This is a genomic window from Bradyrhizobium glycinis, assembly GCF_016031655.1.
GTDB classification, from domain to species: domain Bacteria; phylum Pseudomonadota; class Alphaproteobacteria; order Rhizobiales; family Xanthobacteraceae; genus Bradyrhizobium; species Bradyrhizobium glycinis.
Window position 1 is genome coordinate 102,507 of sequence record NZ_JACCHQ010000004.1, and the last position, 20,636, is coordinate 123,142.

General features: G+C 64.4%; 24 protein-coding genes. 17 read left to right on the top strand and 7 right to left on the bottom strand.

Annotated elements, in window-relative coordinates; translation table 11 throughout:
• Nucleotides 1-4 precede the first annotated feature (4 nt).
• The 4 genes from HZZ16_RS09150 to HZZ16_RS09165 all read left to right on the top strand — a co-directional run bounded on the left by HZZ16_RS09150 (nt 5) and on the right by HZZ16_RS09165 (nt 4,567).
• Nucleotides 5-1,309 carry a TRAP transporter large permease gene (locus HZZ16_RS09150; RefSeq protein ID WP_197948146.1) on the top strand — a complete coding sequence of 435 codons (1,305 nt, stop codon included), beginning with the start codon at nt 5-7 and terminating at the stop codon, nt 1,307-1,309.
• Nucleotides 1,310-1,631: 322 nt separating this feature from the next.
• Complete coding sequence (locus tag HZZ16_RS09155) at nt 1,632-3,350, top strand: pyrroloquinoline quinone-dependent dehydrogenase (RefSeq protein WP_197948147.1); 1,719 nt, start codon at nt 1,632-1,634, stop codon at nt 3,348-3,350.
• A gap of 93 nt (nt 3,351-3,443) precedes the next feature.
• Entirely contained in the window at nt 3,444-3,782 is a 339-nt protein-coding gene (locus HZZ16_RS09160) for a c-type cytochrome (RefSeq protein WP_246510044.1), read from the top strand.
• Nucleotides 3,783-3,799: 17 nt separating this feature from the next.
• Complete coding sequence (locus HZZ16_RS09165; RefSeq protein ID WP_197948148.1) at nt 3,800-4,567, top strand: substrate-binding periplasmic protein; 768 nt, start codon at nt 3,800-3,802, stop codon at nt 4,565-4,567.
• 81 nt (nt 4,568-4,648) lie between these two features.
• On the opposite strand, the gene HZZ16_RS09170 is transcribed toward HZZ16_RS09165, so the two are convergent.
• Complete coding sequence (locus HZZ16_RS09170) at nt 4,649-5,293, bottom strand: glutathione binding-like protein (RefSeq protein ID WP_197948149.1); 645 nt, start codon at nt 5,291-5,293, stop codon at nt 4,649-4,651.
• 105 nt (nt 5,294-5,398) lie between these two features.
• Between HZZ16_RS09170 and HZZ16_RS09175 the strand changes: the two genes are divergently transcribed.
• Nucleotides 5,399-6,061, top strand: coding sequence for a TetR/AcrR family transcriptional regulator (locus HZZ16_RS09175; protein ID WP_197948150.1), 663 nt, complete (start codon nt 5,399-5,401; stop codon nt 6,059-6,061).
• 15 nt (nt 6,062-6,076) lie between these two features.
• Here the strand turns inward: HZZ16_RS09175 and HZZ16_RS09180 are convergent, their stop codons facing one another.
• Entirely contained in the window at nt 6,077-7,042 is a 966-nt protein-coding gene (locus tag HZZ16_RS09180) for a 2-hydroxyacid dehydrogenase (RefSeq protein WP_197948151.1), read from the bottom strand.
• A 142-nt stretch (nt 7,043-7,184) separates the two neighbouring features.
• On the opposite strand from HZZ16_RS09180, the gene HZZ16_RS09185 reads away from it, so the two are divergent.
• The 4 genes from HZZ16_RS09185 to HZZ16_RS09200 all read left to right on the top strand — a co-directional run bounded on the left by HZZ16_RS09185 (nt 7,185) and on the right by HZZ16_RS09200 (nt 10,021).
• Nucleotides 7,185-7,553 (top strand): YciI family protein, encoded by a 369-nt coding sequence (locus HZZ16_RS09185; RefSeq protein ID WP_197948152.1) that lies wholly within the window; start codon nt 7,185-7,187, stop codon nt 7,551-7,553.
• Nucleotides 7,550-8,845: an RNA polymerase sigma factor gene (locus HZZ16_RS09190; protein WP_197948153.1), complete on the top strand. Its 1,296-nt coding sequence runs from the start codon at nt 7,550-7,552 to the stop codon at nt 8,843-8,845. The genes HZZ16_RS09185 and HZZ16_RS09190 overlap by 4 nt, the downstream gene beginning before the upstream one ends.
• Before the next feature lie 192 nt (nt 8,846-9,037).
• On the top strand, nt 9,038-9,577 hold the full coding sequence (locus tag HZZ16_RS09195) for an SRPBCC family protein (protein ID WP_197948154.1): 540 nt from the start codon (nt 9,038-9,040) through the stop codon (nt 9,575-9,577).
• 30 nt (nt 9,578-9,607) lie between these two features.
• Nucleotides 9,608-10,021 (top strand): VOC family protein, encoded by a 414-nt coding sequence (locus HZZ16_RS09200; protein WP_197948155.1) that lies wholly within the window; start codon nt 9,608-9,610, stop codon nt 10,019-10,021.
• Nucleotides 10,022-10,124: 103 nt separating this feature from the next.
• Here HZZ16_RS09200 and HZZ16_RS09205 read toward each other — a convergent pair whose 3' ends face one another.
• The 3 genes from HZZ16_RS09205 to HZZ16_RS09215 all read right to left on the bottom strand — a co-directional run bounded on the left by HZZ16_RS09205 (nt 10,125) and on the right by HZZ16_RS09215 (nt 12,223).
• A complete protein-coding gene (locus HZZ16_RS09205; RefSeq protein WP_197948156.1) occupies nt 10,125-10,475 on the bottom strand; it encodes a hypothetical protein in 351 nt (116 codons plus the stop codon).
• Between the two features lie 395 nt (nt 10,476-10,870).
• Complete coding sequence (locus HZZ16_RS09210; RefSeq protein WP_197948157.1) at nt 10,871-11,308, bottom strand: hypothetical protein; 438 nt, start codon at nt 11,306-11,308, stop codon at nt 10,871-10,873.
• A 126-nt stretch (nt 11,309-11,434) separates the two neighbouring features.
• Nucleotides 11,435-12,223 carry an SDR family NAD(P)-dependent oxidoreductase gene (locus tag HZZ16_RS09215; RefSeq protein ID WP_197948158.1) on the bottom strand — a complete coding sequence of 263 codons (789 nt, stop codon included), beginning with the start codon at nt 12,221-12,223 and terminating at the stop codon, nt 11,435-11,437.
• A gap of 269 nt (nt 12,224-12,492) precedes the next feature.
• Between HZZ16_RS09215 and HZZ16_RS09220 the strand changes: the two genes are divergently transcribed.
• The 4 genes from HZZ16_RS09220 to HZZ16_RS09235 all read left to right on the top strand — a co-directional run bounded on the left by HZZ16_RS09220 (nt 12,493) and on the right by HZZ16_RS09235 (nt 14,864).
• A complete protein-coding gene (locus HZZ16_RS09220) occupies nt 12,493-12,897 on the top strand; it encodes a YciI family protein (protein WP_197948159.1) in 405 nt (134 codons plus the stop codon).
• A gap of 48 nt (nt 12,898-12,945) precedes the next feature.
• Nucleotides 12,946-13,311, top strand: a complete 366-nt coding sequence (locus tag HZZ16_RS09225) for a YciI family protein (RefSeq protein WP_197948160.1) — start codon at nt 12,946-12,948, stop codon at nt 13,309-13,311.
• Nucleotides 13,312-13,510: 199 nt separating this feature from the next.
• Nucleotides 13,511-14,251, top strand: a complete 741-nt coding sequence (locus tag HZZ16_RS09230; protein WP_197948161.1) for a TetR/AcrR family transcriptional regulator — start codon at nt 13,511-13,513, stop codon at nt 14,249-14,251.
• A 121-nt stretch (nt 14,252-14,372) separates the two neighbouring features.
• On the top strand, nt 14,373-14,864 hold the full coding sequence (locus HZZ16_RS09235; RefSeq protein ID WP_197948162.1) for a DUF2852 domain-containing protein: 492 nt from the start codon (nt 14,373-14,375) through the stop codon (nt 14,862-14,864).
• Nucleotides 14,865-15,174: 310 nt separating this feature from the next.
• On the opposite strand, the gene HZZ16_RS09240 is transcribed toward HZZ16_RS09235, so the two are convergent.
• Nucleotides 15,175-16,338, bottom strand: a complete 1,164-nt coding sequence (locus HZZ16_RS09240) for an acyl-CoA desaturase (RefSeq protein ID WP_197948163.1) — start codon at nt 16,336-16,338, stop codon at nt 15,175-15,177.
• 297 nt (nt 16,339-16,635) lie between these two features.
• Here HZZ16_RS09240 and HZZ16_RS09245 point away from each other — a divergent pair, with 297 nt between their 5' ends.
• Entirely contained in the window at nt 16,636-17,385 is a 750-nt protein-coding gene (locus HZZ16_RS09245; RefSeq protein ID WP_376707559.1) for a serine acetyltransferase domain-containing protein, read from the top strand.
• Nucleotides 17,386-17,392: 7 nt separating this feature from the next.
• Here the strand turns inward: HZZ16_RS09245 and HZZ16_RS09250 are convergent, their stop codons facing one another.
• A complete protein-coding gene (locus HZZ16_RS09250) occupies nt 17,393-17,911 on the bottom strand; it encodes a DUF2231 domain-containing protein (protein WP_197948165.1) in 519 nt (172 codons plus the stop codon).
• 417 nt (nt 17,912-18,328) lie between these two features.
• Between HZZ16_RS09250 and tolQ the strand changes: the two genes are divergently transcribed.
• From tolQ to tolA, 3 genes are all read left to right on the top strand, one after another.
• Nucleotides 18,329-19,045, top strand: coding sequence for a protein TolQ (gene tolQ / locus HZZ16_RS09255; protein ID WP_008546343.1), 717 nt, complete (start codon nt 18,329-18,331; stop codon nt 19,043-19,045).
• 145 nt (nt 19,046-19,190) lie between these two features.
• The gene (tolR, locus tag HZZ16_RS09260; protein ID WP_197948166.1) at nt 19,191-19,643 is read left to right on the top strand and encodes a protein TolR; all 453 of its coding nucleotides are present in this window, start codon (nt 19,191-19,193) and stop codon (nt 19,641-19,643) included.
• A 4-nt stretch (nt 19,644-19,647) separates the two neighbouring features.
• On the top strand, nt 19,648-20,607 hold the full coding sequence (tolA, locus tag HZZ16_RS09265) for a cell envelope integrity protein TolA (protein ID WP_197948167.1): 960 nt from the start codon (nt 19,648-19,650) through the stop codon (nt 20,605-20,607).
• The last annotated feature ends 29 nt before the right edge of the window (nt 20,608-20,636 follow it).

Below are 20,636 nucleotides of genomic sequence, written 5' to 3' on the forward strand. Positions count from 1 at the left end.
TCGCATGACCATCGAAGTCGTCGCCCTGTTCGCGATCCTGTTTGTGCTGCTGGCCTGCGGCGTCTGGATCGGCCTCACGCTTGCGCTCACCGCGACGTTGCTGCTCGCGATGTTCCGTTCGATCCCGCTCGACAAGCTGCTGCCGCAATACGCCTGGAACATCCTGACCACGCAGGAGCTGCTGGCGCTGCCGCTGTTCATCCTGATGGGCGAGTTGCTTTTTCGCACCCGCCTGTCGCGCTCGCTGTTTCAGGGATTGGCGCCGTGGGCCGGGCTGCTGCCCGGCCGCCTCCTGCATGTCAACGTGATCGGCTGCACCATCTTCGCGGCGATCTCTGGCTCCTCGGCCGCGACGACGCAGGTGATCGGCCGCATGTCGCTCAACGAGCTCCTGCGCCGCGGCTATTCCCGCGACATCGCGATCGGCTCGCTCGCCGGCGCCGGCACGCTCGGCTTCCTGATCCCGCCGTCCAACATCATGATCATCTACGGCGTGCTCGGCGATGTCTCGATCCTGAAGCTGTTCACCGCCGGCGTGCTGCCGGGCTTCCTGCTGGCCGCGACCTTCATGGCCTGGGTGATGCTGCATACGAGCCTCAAGCCCGCGATGGTACCCGAGACGGAAGCCAAGCTTTCGCAGGTGCCGTGGAGCGAGCGCTTTGCAGCACTGAAGGATCTCGCGCCGGCGCTGTTCCTGATCGCCTGTGTGCTCGGCTCGATGTATGGCGGGCTCGCAACGCCCTCGGAGGCCGCCGCCGTCGGCGTGCTCGGCGCGGGCCTGGTTGCCTGGGCGCAAGGCGCGATCTCGCAACAGGTGATGCGCGACGTGCTGATCGGCTCGGTCGTGACCTGCTCGATGATCGCGCTGATCGTGCTGGGGGCCTCGATCCTCGGCAATGCCGCGGCGTTCCTCGGCATTCCTCAAGCGGTCGCCGCGTTCGTCAAGGGCCTCGGCCTGTCGCCCTTCATGCTGATCGTGGCGCTGATCGTCTTCTATCTCGTGCTCGGCTGTTTCCTCGACGGCTTCTCGATGATCGTGATGACGCTGCCGATCGTGCTGCCGATCGTGAAGGGCGCCGGCTTCGACGAGGTCTGGTTCGGCGTCTTCCTTGTGCTCGCCGTAGAAATGGCGCAGATCACCCCGCCCGTCGGCTTCAACCTGTTCGTCATCCAGGGCCTGACCGAAGACGGCCTCGGCTACATCGCGCGCGTCACCTTGCCGTATCTCTTGATCATGATCGGCTTCGTGCTGCTGCTGACGCTCTGGCCGGGCATCGTCACGATTCTGCCAAAGGTGCTTTACGGATAAAACGACATGTTTCGGGATCGGCGGATCAAAAGCAAAAACGGTCAGTGTCACTGCCGTTTCAGGTCGCCCTGCATCGAACCGACTTCAGCGCGCATTCCGTATTTGCACGTCCTGTGATCCGTCGTACAGTGTAACGGCAAGCGGAAGTACAACAGCAACCACTCCGGTGAACGTGGCTCCTCGGCGCAATGTGCCGAGAGAGGGGCATCTGTTGACGATTCGGTCCGATGGAGGACGATCGACGCACACTGAACTGCAAATAGCCCTCGTAGCGGCGTTCACGAGACGCAATCAACAAACACAAGAGCGGGAGGAAGTACAAATGAGGAAGCAGTGGCTCAGCTCGGTCTTGCCTGTCGTTGTCGTTGCGACATTTGCAGCGACGGCGGCATTGGCTCAGTCCGTGGATACGGCCCGTATCGAGTCCGCCGGCCAGAACGATTGGCTCACCTATCACGGTTCCTACAAGTCCCATCACTACAGCCCGCTTGCGCAGATCAATGCGAGCAATGTCGGCAATCTGAGCGTGGCATGGACGCACATTCCCGGGCGATCGACGCGCGGCCTGCAGTCGATGCCGCTCGTCGCCGATGGCGTGCTGTACTATTCGGGCTCTTACAGCCGGGTGTTCGCGCTGAACGGCGCGACCGGCGAGGTCATCTGGTCGTTCTTTCCGGAGCTGGATGAGGCGCTGATCAGCCGGCAGACCCACTCGCCTTACAACCGCGGCGTCGCTCTCGGCGAAGGCAAAGTCTTCGTCGGCACGATGGATGGCCGTGTCTTCGGGCTGGACGCCAAGACCGGAAAGGTTCTCTGGGAGTCCAGGCTGATCGACTCGCAGAAGCTGACGGTGGGTTTCACCGGCGCGCCGCTCTACGCGAAGGGCAGCGTGATTATCGGCGCGCAGGGCGGCGAATGGCCGGGCCGCGGCCCGATCTTCGCGCTCGACGCCGCGACCGGAAAGAAGAAGTGGGAGTTCCTCACGGTCGCAGGCACTGAAGAGGCCATGAAGACCTGGGGCAACGAATCCTGGCGCACCGGCGGCGGTGGCGGCTGGATGCCGGGCACCTACGATTCCGAGACCAACACTATCCTGTGGGGCACTGCGAACCCGGCGCCGCTCTACGATTGGTCGGGCCCAGACTACAAGACGCAGGGCGCGCGTCCCGGTGACAATCTCTATACGACCTCGGTGATCGGGCTCGACATCGATACCGGCAAGCTGAAGTTCTACCATCAGGAACTGCCGCACGATGCCTGGGACTTCGACAGCTCGGTCGGCGAATTCGTGATGCTCGAGCGAGACGGCCAGAAATACGTGGTCCATCCGAACAAGGGCGGCTTCGTCTTCGTCTACGACCGCAATCTCAAAGTGAAGAACGTCTGGCGGCTGGTCGAGAACATCAACTTCGTCAAGGATATCGATCCCAAGACCGGCGCGCTGATCGGCCGTCGCGATTTCCCGGTCGGCAAAGTCACCGAACCACCGCTGTGTCCGTTCATCGGCGGCGGCATCAGCTGGAACGCCGGATCGTACAGCCCCAAGACCGGTCTCTATTACAAGATCGGACAGGAATGGTGCATGACGCTGGATATCCAGAAGACGACACCGGTCACCACGCCGCAGGCCCAGCTCAATATCGGCGCCGATTTCAAGATGGTGCCTCCTCCAGGTGGCGAGATCTACGGGCATCTCGACGCGCGCGATCCCATTACGGGCGCGAAGAAATGGGAGGTTCGCTATCCCGAGCCTCCGCTCGGAAGCGTGCTGTCGACCGCGGGCAACCTCGTCTTCGTGCCTGATTCCCGCGGCGTGCTGCACGCCTATGATGCCGAGACCGGCGCCGAGCTGTGGAAGCACAACAACGGCACCGGCCACCAGGGCGGCATCGTCAGCTACTCCGTCGGCGGCAAGCAATATATCGCCGTGACGGCAGGCTTCGGCGGGATGCTGGCGGACGAATATGCGCCGAACTTCGGCGGCGTCTACAAGAGCATGCCGCGTGACGACGGCGCCTTGGTCGTCTTCAGCCTGAAATAGGTAAGCCGCGGATGGTCTGATCCTGGAGCGGGCGCAAGCCCGCTCCAGGATCGATGTCGCGGCAGTGCGCGGATCAGGAATGGAGCGTAGCTGTTGAGACTGCCTTGCAAGACGATTTTGGCGGGGCTGGGCGCCTCGTTGGTGTGGGCTGCGATGGCCCAGGCACAATCCGCCACACCCGCGCCGGAGAACGCGGCGTTCGAGGTCGAGCAGGTGTTCGCGGGGACCTGCGGCTTTTGTCACTCCGACGGTGGCCGGGCCGCCGGCAAGGGGCCGCAATTGATGAATTCGCCGCGCGACGATGCCTTTATTCGCGACCGCATCAAGCACGGCAAGCAGGGGGCGATGCCGGCGTTCGACGGCGCCTTCACCGATGCCCAGATCGACCAGATGATCAAGTACATCCGCGCCCTGAAACCGCGCGACGGCTGACGAGCAGAGAGCGCGGAATGAAGGCATTTGCCCCGGTCATCGTCGCTGCCGCCATCGTCCTGTCGGGGCAAGCGTCGGCACGACCCCTGGAGGCGATCCGCTCCAGCGGCGTGATCGGGCTGTGCGCGCACCCCAATTCGCTTCCCTTTGCGCACAAGGCCGGCGAGCCGCCCGGCTTTCAGGTCGAGTTCGGTCGGGCGCTGGCACGCGAGCTCGGTGTCTCGCTGAGGCTCGATTGGATCATCACGCAGTACCAGATGCGCAGCGCCGGCTGCGACATTCTTCTGGACGTCATCGCCGATCGCGAAGCGCAAGGCGAAACCCGCCTGAGAATCTCCAAACCGTATTATCGCACGGGCGTCGCGCTCGCCGTGCCCTCATCCAGCACGCTCACGTCCTTCGCCAGCCTCAACGAGTCGACCAAGGTGGGGGTGCAGGTTGGATCGATCGCAGCCATGATCATCGGCCGGCGGCGCGTGCCGATATCGACCTTCGGCTTCGAGAGCGACAGTCTGGAGGCCGTATCGAAACGTGAGATCGACGCCGCCGCGGTCACGCCCACCGCCGCCAGCTATTTCAATCTGACCCATCCGGACAATCCGCTCCGGATCCTGGATCGCGACGAGAGCACGGCCGATCTGAACTGGAATGTCGGCGTCGGCATGGTCCGCCCGGACGATGCGTTGCGCGAAGCCATCGACGCGGCCGTCGAACGGCTGCGCAGCGACGGCACGATCGACCGCATCTACGGCCGCTACGGTATCGCGCTGCAGGCGCCGAGATAGCGCGCTGCATGACGCAACGACGCTGTCCCGACTTAGCCGGGATAGCGTCGCTGCCGCGCGAATCGGTGCTCGCGTGCGGCCTCAGGCCGCCGCCTTCTTCCGCGCGAGCTCAGCCTTATACAGCTCGAACTCCTCGGCGATCGCCTTCGCAATTGACGGCCGCTGACGCAGCCGCTCGTAATACGCCTTCACACTCGGCCATTTCGCAAGCTCGATCGGCGGCGTCGCCATGGTCCAGTTGATGATCGTGACGAGATAGGCATCGGCCACGCTGAAATGGTCGAGCAGGAACTCGCGTCCCTTCAGGTAATTGTCCAGATAGTCGAGCCGCGACAGGTTCTTCTCCAGGGCATAGGCCTTGGCTTCCTGCGGCGCCTTGCGGTCGAGCATGGGGATGAAGAGACCCTTGTGCAGCTCGGTGCCGATGAAGCAGAGCCATTGATGCAGCCGGGTGCGTTCGATGCCGGCGCTCGCGCCGAGGCCGGCTTGCGGGAAACGGTCCGCGACATATTGCAGGATCGCGGCGTTCTCGGTCAGCACCACGCCCTCGTCGGTGCGCAGCGTCGGCACGAGGCCGATCGGATTCACGGTGCGGAAATCGGAGCCGTCGTTCAGCACCTTCTTGGTCGGCGGATCGACTTCGAGGTAGTTCGCCTCGGCGCCGGCTTCATACAGCGCGACGCGTGTCGCCATCGAGCAGGCAAGCGGCGAGAAATAGAGATCCATCTGTAGCCTCCTTGGACAATTCCTCTTGGGTGTCGCTCAACCTGGCCAGATTGATTTTTGTACCATCTTGCATAATATGGGCTTGGTCAAGGATTATCTTGCGGAATGGTACAAAAATCGAAGCCGCCAGCTGCTGTCAATCAGCCCGAGCCCCGCAGCGGGCCCAAGCGCCGCGGCCGTCCGCGCGCCTACGAGCCCGATGTCGCGCTCGGCAAGGCGCTCGATCTGTTCCGCAAGCAGGGTTTCGCGGCCACCTCGCTCGACGATCTCAGCGCAGCCACCGGCATGAACCGGCCGAGCCTCTACGGCGCCTTCGGCGATAAGCGCGAGCTCTACATCAAGAGCTACCAGCGTTATCGCGACGAGGCTGCCGCGGCGACGGTTGCGATCTTCCGCGAGGAGATGCCGCTGCGCCAGCGGCTGGAGCGCGTCTACGCAGCCGCGCTGGATATCTATCTGTCGGGCGACACCGGGCCGCGCGGTTGCTTCACGGTCGTGACCGCGGCCTCCGAGGCGGTCGGCGATCCCGAGATCCGCGCCATGGTGCTGGATGGCCTCACCGGGCTCGACAAGGCGTTTGCCAGTTGCTTTCGCCGCGCCAGGGAGAAAGGCGAGCTGCCGGAGAGCGCCGATCCGGTCGCGCTGGCGCAGATCGCATCGGCCACCATCCACACCATCGCCATCCGCTCCCGCGCCCGCGTGCCGCGCAAGGAGCTGGAGGCGATCGTGAAGGGCGCGATCGACGTGTTGGTGGGGGCCAAAAACTAGGCCGGAAGCGAAGCCTCAATATCCCCTTGCGCGGTCCACCACGTTCTCCAGCGCGCCGCCCGCCTCGAACCGGGCGATCTGCTCGGCGACATAGGCCGAGATCGCATCCGCGTCGGTGTCGGCGGCATTGTGCGGCGTCAACACCACCTTGGGGTGGGTCCAGAACCGGCTGTCCTTCGGCTGCGGCTCCTGCACGAAGACGTCGAGCGATGCGGCGCCCAGCGTGCCGTCGTCGAGACAGGCGAGAATATCGGCCTCGTTCTGCAGGCCGCCGCGGCCTGCATTGATCAGCACGGGCGCGTCGAGCGGGCTGGTGCGATTGAGCTTGGCGAAGACCTCGCGGTTGAGGATGCCGTGCGTGTCTGATGTCAGCGGCAGCAGGCAGACCAGGATATCGGTCTTGCGCAGGAACGCCTCCATGCCTGCTCTGCCGTGGAAGCATTCGACGCCCTCGATCGTGCGCGGGCTGCGGCTCCAGCCGACGACGCGGAAGCCGAGCCGCCGCAGCACGTCGGCCGCATCAGCGCCTAGCGTGCCAAGTCCCATGACGCCGACCGTGATCGCGCTCGCCGGCCACTGATATCTGGGCTCCCAGCGCTTCTCGCGCTGCGATTGCCGGAGGTAAAGCTCCTGGCGGTGATGCATCAGAACGTGCAGCACGACATATTCGGTCATGCGATTGGTGAGATCGGGCACGGCGACCCGCACCAGCGGCACCTCGGGCAGGCTCTTGTCGGCCATCAGCGCATCGACGCCCGCCCCAAGGTTGAAGATCGCCCGCAGATTGGGGAACGCACCGAGATCGCCCGGCACCGGCTTCCACACCGCCGCATAATGCACCTCCGCCGGATCGAGCCCGGCGTCCGGCAGCAGCACAACGCGGCGCTTGCCGCAGACCGCGTCGAACCGGGCCTTCCAGCGCTCGGGCAGCCAGTTCTGCTGCGTGCTGTTGATCAGGACGGCCAGTGTGCCCATGGTCATTCGAAGTGCCTCTTTAAGGTTCCGCTCGAGAAAGCCCTCCTTGGCACGATCTGCCGGATTTTTCTTGCAAATTTTTTCCGCAGCGCTGTCGGCGCAAGGCATATTGGCGCGTCTTTAAGAACAGACCAGGGAAGTGCCGCCCATGCTTTACGCCATTCTTTGCTATCACGATGAGGATTTCGTCGGCTCCTGGAGCAAGGAGCAGGACGAGGCCGTGATGAAAAAGCTCTCCGTGGTGCAGGACAAGCTCACCAAGCAGGGCCGGCTCGGGCCGGTGGCGCGGCTGTTGCCGACGACCGCGGCAGCGACGCTGCGCAAGGAGGATCCGCCGCTGGTGCTCGACGGCCCCTATGCCGAGACCAAGGAGCAGCTGCTTGGCTTCTACATCGTCGATTGCAAGAACCTCGACGACGCGCTCGGCGTCGCGCGCGAGCTGGGCGCCGCCAACCCCGGCGGCGCTTATGAGGTGCGTCCCGTCGGTGTGTTCCGGCCCGGAGGAAACCTGACGTGAGCGAGGCCGATACCGCCTGGATCGAGACTGCGCTGACTTCGGCGCGACCCCAGGCGGTCGGCGCGCTGCTGCGCTATTTCCGCGATCTCGACACCGCCGAGGAGGCGTTTCAGAACGCCTGCCTGCGCGCGCTCAAGACCTGGCCGCAGAACGGGCCGCCGCGCGATCCCGCGGCCTGGCTGATCATGGTCGGCCGCAACGTTGCGATCGACGAAGTGCGCCGCGCGCGCAGGCAGCAGCCGCTGCCCGAGGACGACCAGGCGATCTCCGATCTCGACGACGCCGAAGGCGAGCTCGCCGAGCGGCTCGACGGCTCGCACTATCGCGACGACATCTTGCGGCTGATGTTCATCTGCTGCCATCCGGGGCTGCCGGCGACGCAGCAGATCGCACTGGCTCTGCGCATCGTCTCGGGCCTCACGGTGAAGCAGATCGCCCGCGCGTTCCTCGTCTCGGAAGCGGCGATGGAGCAGCGCATCACGCGCGCCAAGGCAAAGGTTGCCGAGGCCGGGACGCCGTTCGAGGCGCCCGGCGCGGTCGAGCGCTCCGAACGGCTCGCCGGTGTCGCGGCGATGATCTACCTGATCTTCAACGAAGGCTATTCCGCGAGCGGCGACACCGCGGAGACCAGGAAGCCGCTGTGCGAAGAGGCGATCCGGCTGGCGCGGCTGCTGCTGCGGCTATTTCCGAGCGAGCCGGAGATCATGGGCCTGACGGCGCTGATCCTGTTGCAGCACGCGCGCAGCGCCGCGCGCTTTGCCGCGGACGGGTCGCTGATCCTGCTGGACGATCAGGACCGTTCCTTGTGGAACGGCACCATGATCGCGGAGGGCCTCGCGCTGATCGACAAGGCGATGCGCCACCGCCGCAGCGGGCCCTACCAGATCCAGGCCGCGATCGCCGCACTGCATGCGCGCGCGGCGACGCCGGAGGAGACCGACTGGACCGAGATCGACCTGCTCTACGGCGCGCTCGAAGTGGTGCAGCCATCGCCGGTGGTGACGCTCAACCGGGCGGTCGCGGTCTCCAAGGTGCGAGGGCCGCAGGCCGCGCTCGAGCTGATCGAGCCGCTGGCGCCGAAGCTCGCCAATTACTTCCATTTTTACGGCGTCCGTGGCGCCTTCCTGATGCAGCTCGGCCGCAATGACGAAGCCCGGATCGCCTTCGACCGCGCCATCGCGCTCGCCAACACCTCGGCCGAAGCCGCCCACATCCGCATGCATCTCGATCGCCTGATCCGGGACAGCCAGCCGAAGGGAGCTGGCGCGCGGCAGGGCGCGAAGGCGACATAGGCGCATCTGCCTCCACATCGTCATGCCCCGGCTTGTCCCGGGCATCCACGGTCTTCCCTCCGCGCCAAGAACGTGGATGGCCGGGACAAGCCCGGCCATGACGTGGGGTGGGCAGTGCGCCAAAGAATTTCTGTCCCTTTGTCGGCCCTTGCCATCCCTGTTCGTCTTAATCCCGTACCAGGGGAGCCATCCATGCTGAAAGCCATTGCCGTCATCGCCATCGTTCTTGCCGCCGGCCTTGCCGCGGTCCTCGGCTTTGCCCTGACGAAGCCCGACACGTTCCGTGTCGAGCGCTCGCTCGCCGTCAAGGCGCCGGCCGCTGCGATCTATCCGCTGGTTGCCGATTTCCATCGCTGGACCGCCTGGTCGCCCTATGAGACCCGCGATCCCGCCATGAAGCGGATGTTCGGCGGAACCGCGGCAGGGAAGGGGGCGACCTATGCCTGGGACGGCAACAACAATGTCGGCGCCGGCCATATGGAGATCCTGGAGGCGAACGGGCCCTCCAAGCTCCGCATCAAGCTCGATTTCGAGCGGCCGTTCGAAGGCCACAACACCGCCGAGTTCACCTTTGTGCCGCAAGGCGATGCCACACTGGTCACATGGGCGATGTACGGTCCGGCCCCGTTCCTGTCCAAGCTGATGCAGGTGTTCTTCAACATGGACAGCATGATCGGCAAGGATTTCGAGGCGGGCCTCGCCGGCCTGAAGAAGCTCACCGAGACGCAATAGGCCTCACTGCAAACGAAGAGGAGAGAAACGATGCTCAATCCCTATCTTTTCTACCAGGACAATTGCGAAGCGGCATTCAACTATTACGTCAAGATTCTCGGCGGCAAGATCGACGCCATGATGCGCGCATCGGATGCTCCGCCGGAAATGCCGGCCGCGCCCGGCCGCGAGAAGATGATCATGCATGCGCGCATGTCGCTCCCCGACGGCAGCGTGCTGATGGCTTCCGACGCGCCGGCCGAGCATTTTCACAAGCCGCAGGGCTTCTCGATCTCGCTTACGGTCAAGGACCCCGCAGATGGCGAGCGCAAGTTCAACGCGCTCGCCGACGGCGGCAGCGTCACCATGCCGTTCAGCAAGACGTTCTGGGCCAAGGGCTTCGGCATGTGCGTCGACAAGTTCGGCATTCCCTGGATGGTGAATTGCCCGGCCGAGGGCATGTGACGGGCGCGACCGCGCTTCGTCGCGTTGCGATCCCTCTCTCCAATGCTGCGAGAGAGGGGACGCACGCTTCGTTACGTCAGGCGCTGATCGGCCGTTTGTCCTCTCACCGGATGGATCCGGTGAGATCCTCGCGCGGCGCTGACGATTCCACGCAGCGAGGACAGATCACGAGCTTGGCGCCGAGCTTCCTGTCGTTCTCCGCCTGTATCTCGTCTTGGACCGCCCACCACGCCTCGGAATATGGACGCAACGTGCCGAGCACCTTTTCCCGCTCCTGATTGGGATCACTCGCCGCCGGCGCGCCGGTCGTGACGCGCCGCTTGGTGACATGCGGACGGTTCGGATCTTTGCCGAGACCATCCCATGCGATGGCGCGGCGTTCCTGCGCCGGCGCCTCTGCGAATCCGATCAGCGCTGTGAAAAAAGTGAGCACGATCAAGCCGTGTCGAATCATGCCGGGCTTTTGCCTCCATAAGCGGCGCGCAGAATCTGCGTGAGACACGCGCACCGTCGGTTCAATGGAACTCAAGGCAAAACAAGCTTGCCGGCACGGCCGAATATGAGTCGTGCTTTCGCATCACTTTGCGGACGCAGTGAGGCCGCTTCGTGAAACGAGCTGCATCGCACAACAATTGGCGCAATATTGGGCTGTGCTCTGCACACCAGAATCGTTATTGGTGGGTCATAAAAGCTACAAACTGGGATGGACGTCACGTGGAAGGGAGCGACCGATGGCGGCGGCGCTACAGATCAACTTTGCTCTTTGGGGAATGCTCATTTGCGCCAGCGCGAAGCTGGCGCCGGTGATCCAGACGCTCTTTTGAAAGCGGTTGGCGGCTGCCGGCTGTATCAGCGGCAACGCGGATAGATCGCGGCGAGATCGCGCCCCTTCAACAGCAGCAACCGCGAGGTGAGACCGCCTCGGCGGCTGATCCAGTCGCGCACCGGACCGGGATACGCGGCAAGCACCGCGACCGATGCTTCCGGCTCGGCATAGAAGCGGCCGCGCCGGTCCACGGAGCGTGCGGCATGGAAGCCGAGCACGGCGCGCTTGGTGACGCAGATGCGCTCGCCCGGCACGATGCTCAGCACCAGCGTGCAGGCGGACAGGCAGGGGCCGTCGATCACCACGCGCTCGCCACTCTCGCGCACCTTTTCGAACAGATCGAGGAACGGCCCGACCTGTCCGCCAGGGGACTGGATGATGCGGATCTCGGCCGCCGCGGGCGTGATGGCGAGCAGCGCGGATGCAAGCATCAAGGTTTTGAGGAAGGTGATGCGTTGCATGAACTTTCCACCAACTCGATTCCGTAGGGTGGGCCAAGCGTAGCGTGCCCACCATCCGCACCGCAAACTTGGGATCGATAGTGGGCACGGCGCGTTGCGCCTTTGCCCACCCTACAAATCCTGTGCCTACCCGTTGCGCCGTTGCCCGCGCAGCGTCGGTAGGCCGATGCCCGCCGCATCGAAGCCGCCGTCCACGGCCAAAATTTGGCCGGTGATGTAGCTCGCGCGGCCCGAGCATAGGAAATAGATCGCTTCCGCGAGTTCCTCTTCCAGGCCGTAGCGGTTGAGCGGAATGGCGTCGTGATAGTCGGCGCGGATCTCCTTGGTGTGCACCTGCTTGGCCATCGCGGTGTCGACCGGTCCCGGTGCGACCGCGTTGACGCGGATGTTGAGGGAGGCGAGCTCGACCGCGAGCTGCTTGGTGAGGTGCGCAAGGCCAGCCTTGCTGGTGCCGTAGGCCGAGCGCAGCGTCGAGGCGCGCACGGCCGAGATCGAGGTGATGTTGACGATGGCGCCGCCATTGCCGTCGCGCATCAAGGGCACCGCCGCCTTGGTGCAGAGGAACGGTCCGGTGAGGTTGACCTCGAGCACGCGGCGCCAGTCAGCGTCCGACGTCTCCATCAGCGGCGCGAACACCGCGATGCCGGCATTGTTGACCAACGCGTCCAAGCGGCCGAACCGCTGCTCGATCGTAGTCATTGCGGTGCTGACTGCGGCCGCGTCGGAGACATCACAGGTCAGCGCCAGCGTCGCCTCGCTCTGGCCGATGTCCGCGACCGCGCGGCCGAGCAGTTCGCCCTCGATGTCGAGCAGCGCCACCCGCCAGCCTTCTGCGAGGAACTTCTTCGCGGTCGCAAGCCCGATGCCGCGGGCGGCACCGGTGACAAGGGCGACTTTTTGCGTGGCTTGCGGCATTGACTGATCTGTCCTGTGTCCGGGAGGGGCGTGCGAGAGCGCCGGCCCCCTTTTACTGCGCTTTCGTTCCGGCATGAAAGGCCTCGCGCCGAGCCGATCGAACCCGGTGCGGCCCAGAATGCGACAGCCGCGGCTGCGCTGCGGCCTCCAAAATAATTCCTGTCCCGCTGTCGGTCCGGCAGAAGGTCGTTCGTCTTGGAGGTGAGCGCGGGCCAGCCGTTTCCGCCCGCAAGACATATCGGAGTGACTGAGAGCAGCGAGGAAATCCCATGCGATTCATGATGCTGATGATCCCGCTAGGCTACGAGAACGCCCCGCCGGAGGTGCAGCTCGATCCCGAGCGCGTCGCCGCGATGATGCGCTACAACGAGGCGCTGAAGGACGCAGGCGTGCTGATCACGCTCGATGGGCTGCACCCGCCGTCGACCGGGGCCCGCGTCTCGTTTGCGACCGGCAAGCCCGTCGTCACCGACGGGCCCTTCGCGGAAGCCAAGGAAGTCCTGGGCGGCTATTGGATGATCGAGGTCGCCTCGCGCGCCGAGGCGATCGCCTGGGCCAAGAAATGTCCCGCTTCAGCCAACGAGATCATCGAGGTCCGCCAGGTGCAGGAGATGACCGATTACTCGCCCGAAGTGCAGGAGATCGTCGCCGGGTTTGGCGACCTGAAGACGTAGACGAGACGGCGGCTGCGCGATGTCCCAATCAACCTGAGGAGAAAACCCATGAGCACCGAACACAAATTTCTCGCTATCTATCTCGGCAGCACGACCGGATCGAAGATGGCGGCGTGGCGCGCGCTGCCCGAGGCCGAGCGGAAGGCGAAGGAGCAGGCGGGCATGGCCGCCTGGCACGGCTGGGTCGAGAAGCACGAATCCGTGATCGTCGAGATGGGCGGCCCGCTCGGCAAGACCCGCAGGATCGACGGGAACGGCATCACCGAGGTCAGCAACGCGCTGACTGGTTTCACGGTGGTGCGCGCCGCCTCGCAGGAGGAAGCTGCAAAACTGTTCGAGAACCATCCGCATTTCGCGATCTTCCCGGGCGAGGCGATTGAGGTCATGCCCGTGCTGCCGATTCCGGAGATGTAGGTTCAGGGCAGTTGTAGGTTGGCCGTCATTCCGGGGCGATGCGAAGCATCGAACCCCGGTGCGCAATTGCGCACCTGAGAATCTCGAGATTCCGGGGTCGGCTCTTTGCGCCGCCCTGGAATGACTGCGGAGAATACGGGTTAACCAATCCGGCCGTCGCTAGTGACCTTCACGCCCGGCTCATGTAAAGGTCGTTCACATGAGCTGGCGCAAGGAGCAGCGCCGCGCCGAGCGCGGCTATCACCACGGCAATCTGAAGGAAGCCCTGTTGCAGGCGGCCCTCGGGCTGATCGCCGAGAAGGGGGCGGCCGGCTTCACTTTCGCCGATGCCGCGCGCATGGCCGGCGTCAGTGCGGCGGCGCCCTACCGGCATTTCCGCGACCGTGACGAGCTGCTGTCCTCGATCGCCCAGCGCGGTTTCGAGCAGTTCGAGGCGCGCCTGTCGGCGGCGTGGGATGACGGGCGGCCTGACACGGTCACCGCCTTCGAGCGCGTCGGCAAGGCCTATCTCGCCTTCGCCCGCGAGGAGCCGGCCTTCTACAACGCGATGTTCGAATCGGGCGTGCCGGTCGATGCCAATGCCGCACTTCAGGCCGCCAGCGAACGCGCCTTCAACGTCATTCGAGCCGCAGCCGAGCGGCTCGCCGCCCTGACGCCGCCCGGCACGCCCCGTCCGCCGGCGATGATGATGGCGCTGCACATCTGGTCGATGGCGCATGGCGTGGCCTCGCTGTTTTCCCGCGGCGATGCTGCGCGACGCAAGCTGCCGATGTCGCCGGACGAGCTGCTGGAGGCCGAGGTGCTGATCTATCTGCGCGGCCTCGGCTTTCCGATCGACCGCCGTCCTCCGGCCAAGGGCGCCCAGCCGCCGCCGGTGCCGCCGGAGGCTCCCTCCGGTTCGGGTGTGCCTCCGGGCGGCCCCTGGGGCAAGCCGAAATAAGATTGCGCGAATAATCACGCGGGCGTGTCTGGCGGCCGGCTTGACAAAATCGCGGGATGGTCTAGCTATGTAAATGTTATTTACATTCACAACGGCGCTGGTGCCGTGATGGAGATGGGAAATGGCCTACACCGCTGACGTCAATCGCTGGCGCGGCCCTTCGGACCAATACCAACAGTACGAGCGTCCCCGCATGCTCGATACGCCTTGGCATCCCGGCTGGATCGCCGTGACCATTCTCGGCTTCATCATCTGGTGGCCGATCGGACTTGCCCTTCTCTTTTTCACACTCGGGAGCAGAAGAATGTCGTGCTGGAGCCACCAGGATCGCTGGCAGAACAAGATGGAAAAGATGCAGTACAAGATGGATCGCATGCGCGACCGCATGGAGCGCCGCGGCTTCGGCTTTGGCTTCGGCCCCCCGTCCTCCGGCAACCGCGCCTTCGACGAATATCGCGCCGAGACGCTGCAGCGGCTCGAGGAAGAGCAGCGCGAGTTCAAGGATTTCCTGACCCGTCTGCGTCACGCCAAGGACAAGGAAGAGTTCGACCAGTTCATGGCGCAGCACAGGACGCGTCCGACCCCGCCGCCGGCCGACCAGCAGCAGGGTTGATCCAAAGAATTACACCTCTCAAAGCCTTCAGGCGCATGCCCCCAAAGTCCTGATGGCCCCGAGCCGCCCGTCCGCGCAACCCGCAGGCGGGCGGTTTGGCTTTTTGGCTATGCTCGCGCGAAACTGACAAGTGACCGCAGAAGCAAAGCGCGTCTTGCATGTCTCCCAAGAGCGCGCGACAGCGCTGTCCGATTGGTTTCGAGCCTTCGTGCCGGTGGTTATCGGTTCCCCAATGGAGGGCCGGCTGAAGTTCAGCTCGATCCACAACGGTTGAATCTGGGCAGTTCTTCCTTTGAATGGGCGCGATGGTTCAGGTCGCCGCGAGCTGCGTGCGAACCGACGCCAGGAAGTGGTCGTAGGCGTGGTCGACGATCTCGTTGAGTGATCGCGTTCGCGCGAACATCGCCTTGGCCTCCGCGAGAAACTCCTCGCGTGTCGGGATCTTCGGCAGATGCAGATGCGTCAACGCGTCGACACCTTCATGCGCGCGATTGAGGATGTCGTGCAGCGTCGGCAGCTGCAACTGGGCGAGATCGGCGCGGCGGCGTGCCGACGAGATCGCATGCGCCAGGGTCTGCGCATCGAACCGTCCGGCGAGCTCGCGGGCCGCCCGCTGGATGACCCGCGCGCCGAGCGGCTGCTCGTTGCGCAGCACCTGTTCGGGCGGTGCCTTCATGTTCCAGACGACGCCGATCCACGATAGCAGCGTCAGGATGTAATAGGTCACGTCGACTTCCCACCAGCGAAAGCCCTGTCGCACGCTGCTCTGGTAGGCGTGGTGGTTGTTGTGCCAGCCTTCACCCAGCGTGAACAACGCCAGCAGCCAGTTGTTGCGGGAATCATCGCCGGTCACGTAGCGCTTGCGCCCATGGACATGGGCGAGAGAGTTGATACAGAAGGTCGCGTGATAGAGCAGCACCGTGCTCCAGAGAAAGCCGACGACGAGACCGGACCAGCCAGCAATCAGGAAGCAGAGCCCGGCCAGCACGAACGCCGGCAGCAGCTCCAGCCGATGCAGCCACATCAGCTCGGGATAGGCGGCGAGATCGCCGACCTTCACGAGGTCGGTTGCGTCGTGCTGCCGGTAAAAGATCCAGCCGAGATGGCTGTAGACGAAGCCGCGGTGACGCGGCGAATGCACGTCGTTCTCGGTGTCGGAATGCAGGTGATGGTGGCGATGCTTGGCCGCCCACCACAACACGCTCTTCTGCGCGCTGCTTTGCGCAAGGCAGGCCAGGATGAACTGAAACACCCGGCTCGTCGCAAACGCCCGATGCGAGAAATAGCGATGGTAGCCCGCGCCGATCGCGAACATTCGCAAGCAATAGAGTGAGACGCAGATCGCGACCGCCTGCCAGGTGACGCCCGACCAGATTGCCGCAAGGCAGCCGAGATGGACCAGCAGGAACGGCAGGGCGGATGGATACATGATGTCGTCGTGGTGGTGGTCGTCGGCGGGGGCATTGGTCGACATATATTCAGCGTGACCTCGGATGACGTGGATTCGGAATTGGATCCGGCAGCTTGACAGCAGGCGGGTACGAAAAACCCGCGGATGGCAGACCACCGCGGGTTTCGGCCGAAAGACTTACGGACTATATGGGCGCGGCTCTCCGGCAAGCAAGCTCGTAGCCTCACGGGGAGCAGGGCGCTCGACGACCGCGCGTGTCACCGACGTCAATTGGCGCGTCGGCTGTCTGGGTCCTATATTCGTCTATGAGAAGCAAGCGTCAAAACACCGCAGGCGGCAATGCGGGCGGAGACTGCGATCATGGCGAGCGACATCCTCTGGCAGGAGATACGCGGCGAGGCGCGGCGCGCAGCAGCGGCGGATCCCATCTTCGGCAAGGCTCTCGCCGATGCCATCCTTGCCCATGACGATTTTACCGCTGCCTTGGCCGATCTGATCGGGCGTCGGCTGGGCGGCAGCGCCGCCGATCGCGAGCGTTTCACGACGTTTTCCCGCGATGCCTTTCGCGGCCAGCCGGATCTGGTCGAAGCGGCAGGCAGCGACCTGCGCGCCATCGTGCTCCGTGATCCCGCCATCGCCGGACTGTTGCCGCCGCTGCTGCACTTCAAGGGCTATGTCGCGCTGCAGTCCTGGCGCGTCTCGCACTGGCTATGGCGTCATGACCATCGCGATGCGGCGCTGCTGCTGCAGAACGAGGCTTCGAACGTCCTGCAGGTCAGCATTCATCCGGCCGCGAGCCTCGGCTCGTCGGTGTATCTCGACCATGCCACCGGCATCGTGATCGGTGCCAATGTTGTCATCGGCGACGAGGTCACCATCCTTCAGAACGTCAGCATCGGACGCCATGGCGACCTGCCGATGCGCTCGCCTCGCATCGGTCGCGGCGTGTTCATTGGCTCCGGCGCGACCATCCTCGGCGACATCGAGATCGGCGATTTCGCCAAGATCGGCGCCGGGACTGTCGTGACCGGTGACGTGCCTGGCGGCTGCACCGCAATCGGCAATCCCGCGCGGCTCACCAATTGCCTTGCGCCGGCTTCGTCAGCTTGACTGTCGCTCAGGCGGCGCGGCGGCGGCTTTCGCCGCCATGATGCGGGTTCACCGGCTCCGAGCTGGTCTGGCCCGGCGCATCCAGCACCGCGACGTGGTGGCGATAGACCATCTCCCAGCCTTTCCATCCCGTGAACAGGAGGATGCCGACCACGACCAGGGACAGCACGACGCCCCAGGGCTTGATCGTCGCCTCCGCGCCTTGGGCGTAGCGGAGATAGAAATTGACCAGGGCCAGCACCACCGCCGTGAGATTGCCGACCATGTGGTACCAGGCATCATTCAGGCGGCGGATGCGCGGCTCGCTGAAGAAGTCGGTGAAGCCGGCCGCCGCGGCAACCAGCGCCATGACGATGCCGGCGCCGATCAGCCACATCGCGGCGCGTGCCCAGAAACCGTCGCCGGTTCCGATGAAGGCGAGATCGGCGATGGGGGCGCCGACCAGGAACGCGACGGGGAAGGGGATCAGCATGGGGTGGAGCGGGTGATCGCCGACCGCGGCGGTCGTCTTGGGGTTGATGGACATGGCGGGACCTCGCTGAGAGTGATTTTCCGGACAATTTTTGGCGCGAGAGCAGGTTCCTCGGGCCCCGCCCCTGGTCCGGGACCGGGCCATCTCCCTGCACGGCCTGGGTTTCCCGCAGCCAAAAGCGCCGCCGGTAACCTCGCATTAACCATCGGCGGGCTCTGGTAAGGCGGGACAGGCGTGCCCGGAGCCCGACGTCAAGGCCCGGGGCCAAAGGCCCTTAGTTTTGACATGTTGGCGGGGAATGCAGGCGGCCGGCTTTGGAAGATCCTTTGGACGAGCCCTGCACCCCCAGAAAGACAAGGCTTTGAGCGGGCTTGCCCGCCGCGCGGGTCCAGCGCGGCTGCTCGGGAACACCGGCCGCGATTTGCTGGCCGAAGGACATTAGGTAACGATCGCCTTGAGAGGATACTGCTTATGAATCCGGCCGAATTGGCTCAGTCAGCCCTTCCGGTTGCTGCCTCCGCCGACGTGTCGCTGATTGCGCTGTTCTGGCAGGCTCACTGGATCGTGAAAGCGGTGATGCTGGGACTTCTGGCCTGCTCGGTCTGGGTCTGGGCGATCGCCATCGACAAGATCTTTCTTTACGCGCGCACCCGCCGCTCGATGGACCGGTTCGAACAGGCGTTCTGGTCCGGCGAGTCGATCGAGGAGCTCTATCGCACGCTCTCGGCCAAGCCGACGCATTCCATGGCGGCCTGCTTCGTGGCGGCGATGCGCGAGTGGAAGCGCTCGTTCGAGAGCCATGCCCGCTCGGTCGCAGGGCTTCAGATGCGCATCGACAAGGTGATGAACGTCTCGATCGCCCGCGAGGTCGAGCGGCTGGAACGGCGCCTTTTGGTGCTGGCGACCGTCGGCTCCGCCGGCCCCTTCGTCGGCCTGTTCGGCACGGTCTGGGGCATCATGTCGAGCTTCCAGTCGATCGCGGCCTCGAAAAATACCTCTCTGGCGGTGGTCGCCCCCGGCATCGCCGAGGCGCTGTTTGCGACCGCCGTCGGCCTTATCGCCGCCATTCCTGCCACTATTTTCTACAATAAGTTCACCTCCGAGGTGAACCGGCAGGCCCAGCGGCTCGAGGGTTTCGCTGATGAATTTTCGGCCATCTTGTCTCGTCAGATCGACGAGCGGGGCTGACGGACGGCATGTATGGAGCGTTTTCGAGCGAAGTGGATACCGGTTCGCGTAAAGAAAACGCGTCAAGGCAAGAATCTAGAGCCCCGTTCCGATTTCATCGGAACGGAATTGGCTCTACTGTGAAGGGCAATTTGGGCACGCGATCATGGCCATGAACGTTGCGAGTTCGTCCGGCGGCGGCGGGCGCCGCGGCCGGCGCAAGCCGGTCGTGGCCGAGATCAACGTCACGCCGATGGTTGACGTCATGCTGGTGCTGCTCATCATCTTCATGGTGTCGGCACCGATGTTGACGGTCGGCGTGCCGCTCGACCTGCCCCAGACCCAGGCCAAGAGCCTCGAGAACAACGACCAGAAGCCGATCCAGATGTCGGTCGACATCAAGGGCAAGGTGTTCATCAACGACGCCGAGATCGCGCTGAACGAGTTGATCCCGAAGCTGAAGGCGATCACCGATGCGCGCGGCGGCCTCGAGGAGCGCATCTACCTGCGCGCCGACAAGAAGGCGGATTACGGCACCGTGGCCAAGGTGATGGGACAGCTCTCTGGCGCCGGATTCAAGAAGCTGGCGCTCGTCACGGAAGCGGATCAGGGGTCTTGAGGCCGTGAAGGTGAACGTCGACAAGACACTCGTTGCGTCGATTGCCCTGCATGTCCTCGTGCTGGGATGGGGGCTCGTCACCTTCAGCAGCAAAGCCTATGTCGCGCCTGAGGAGTCGCTTCCGGTCGACATCATCACTACCGACCAGCTCGCCAAGATGATGGCGGGGCAGAAGGCCGGCAAGAAGGAAGAGCCGAAGCCGAAGGTCGAGAAGATCGCCGAAGCCAAGCCCGAGGAAGACGCCGTCGGCAAGGTCACCGAGAAGAAAGAGCTGATCAAGACCAATTCGCAGCCGGAGCCGCCGCCGAAACCCGTCGAGAAGCCGGTGGAAAAGAAGCCCGAGCCGCCCAAGCCCGTCGCCGAGGCCAAGCCGAAGGAAGAGCCGAAGCCGCAGGACAAGAAGCCTGATCCGGCCAAGGAAGATCCGATCGCCGAGCTGCAGAAGAAGCTCGAGACCAAGAAGCCGCCGCCGAAGCCCGTGGAGCAGAAGGTCGCGGCGGTGCAGCCGCAGCAGCAGCCCAAGCCCAAGGAGCGCACCTTCGATCCCGCGCAGATCCAGCGCGACCTCGACAAGCGCGCCGCGACGCGGCACGAGCTCGCCGGCTCGACGCTGAACGCATCGGCCTCGCTGGGAGCGGCAACCGGGACGGCCGCCAACAACGTTGCGACCTGGCGCGGTGCATTCCAGGGCGCCGTCAAGCGCTGCTTCACCCCCACCTATAACGGGCAGGATGCCGATCAGTACGAGGCCGACATCGACATTCCCATGAAGATCGACGGTTCGCTCGCCTCCGAGCCGATCGTCGTCGCAGTGCGTGGACCGTCGCGGTCGATCGCACAGGCCGTGGCGGAGAGCGCCAAGCGTGCCATCGTGCAGTGCCAGGTCTATTCCTTCATGCCGAAGCAGCAGTACGAGAGCTGGAAGCTCATTCCGATGACTTTCGGCCTGAAAGATATGTTGTGACATCCGAACAAAAGAATTTTGCGATGAAT

Coding starts and splice junctions, on each gene's coding strand:
- HZZ16_RS09150 (WP_197948146.1), top strand. CDS start 5: ATGACCATCGAAGTCGTCGCCCTGTTCGCGATCCTGTTTGTGCTGCTG.
- HZZ16_RS09155 (WP_197948147.1), top strand. CDS start 1,632: ATGAGGAAGCAGTGGCTCAGCTCGGTCTTGCCTGTCGTTGTCGTTGCG.
- HZZ16_RS09165 (WP_197948148.1), top strand. CDS start 3,800: ATGAAGGCATTTGCCCCGGTCATCGTCGCTGCCGCCATCGTCCTGTCG.
- HZZ16_RS09170 (WP_197948149.1), bottom strand. CDS start 5,293: ATGGATCTCTATTTCTCGCCGCTTGCCTGCTCGATGGCGACACGCGTC.
- HZZ16_RS09175 (WP_197948150.1), top strand. CDS start 5,399: ATGGTACAAAAATCGAAGCCGCCAGCTGCTGTCAATCAGCCCGAGCCC.
- HZZ16_RS09180 (WP_197948151.1), bottom strand. CDS start 7,042: ATGACCATGGGCACACTGGCCGTCCTGATCAACAGCACGCAGCAGAAC.
- HZZ16_RS09185 (WP_197948152.1), top strand. CDS start 7,185: ATGCTTTACGCCATTCTTTGCTATCACGATGAGGATTTCGTCGGCTCC.
- HZZ16_RS09195 (WP_197948154.1), top strand. CDS start 9,038: ATGCTGAAAGCCATTGCCGTCATCGCCATCGTTCTTGCCGCCGGCCTT.
- HZZ16_RS09200 (WP_197948155.1), top strand. CDS start 9,608: ATGCTCAATCCCTATCTTTTCTACCAGGACAATTGCGAAGCGGCATTC.
- HZZ16_RS09205 (WP_197948156.1), bottom strand. CDS start 10,475: ATGATTCGACACGGCTTGATCGTGCTCACTTTTTTCACAGCGCTGATC.
- HZZ16_RS09210 (WP_197948157.1), bottom strand. CDS start 11,308: ATGCAACGCATCACCTTCCTCAAAACCTTGATGCTTGCATCCGCGCTG.
- HZZ16_RS09215 (WP_197948158.1), bottom strand. CDS start 12,223: ATGCCGCAAGCCACGCAAAAAGTCGCCCTTGTCACCGGTGCCGCCCGC.
- HZZ16_RS09220 (WP_197948159.1), top strand. CDS start 12,493: ATGCGATTCATGATGCTGATGATCCCGCTAGGCTACGAGAACGCCCCG.
- HZZ16_RS09225 (WP_197948160.1), top strand. CDS start 12,946: ATGAGCACCGAACACAAATTTCTCGCTATCTATCTCGGCAGCACGACC.
- HZZ16_RS09230 (WP_197948161.1), top strand. CDS start 13,511: ATGAGCTGGCGCAAGGAGCAGCGCCGCGCCGAGCGCGGCTATCACCAC.
- HZZ16_RS09235 (WP_197948162.1), top strand. CDS start 14,373: ATGGCCTACACCGCTGACGTCAATCGCTGGCGCGGCCCTTCGGACCAA.
- HZZ16_RS09240 (WP_197948163.1), bottom strand. CDS start 16,338: ATGTCGACCAATGCCCCCGCCGACGACCACCACCACGACGACATCATG.
- HZZ16_RS09245 (WP_376707559.1), top strand. CDS start 16,636: ATGGCGAGCGACATCCTCTGGCAGGAGATACGCGGCGAGGCGCGGCGC.
- HZZ16_RS09250 (WP_197948165.1), bottom strand. CDS start 17,911: ATGTCCATCAACCCCAAGACGACCGCCGCGGTCGGCGATCACCCGCTC.
- tolQ (WP_008546343.1), top strand. CDS start 18,329: ATGAATCCGGCCGAATTGGCTCAGTCAGCCCTTCCGGTTGCTGCCTCC.
- tolR (WP_197948166.1), top strand. CDS start 19,191: ATGGCCATGAACGTTGCGAGTTCGTCCGGCGGCGGCGGGCGCCGCGGC.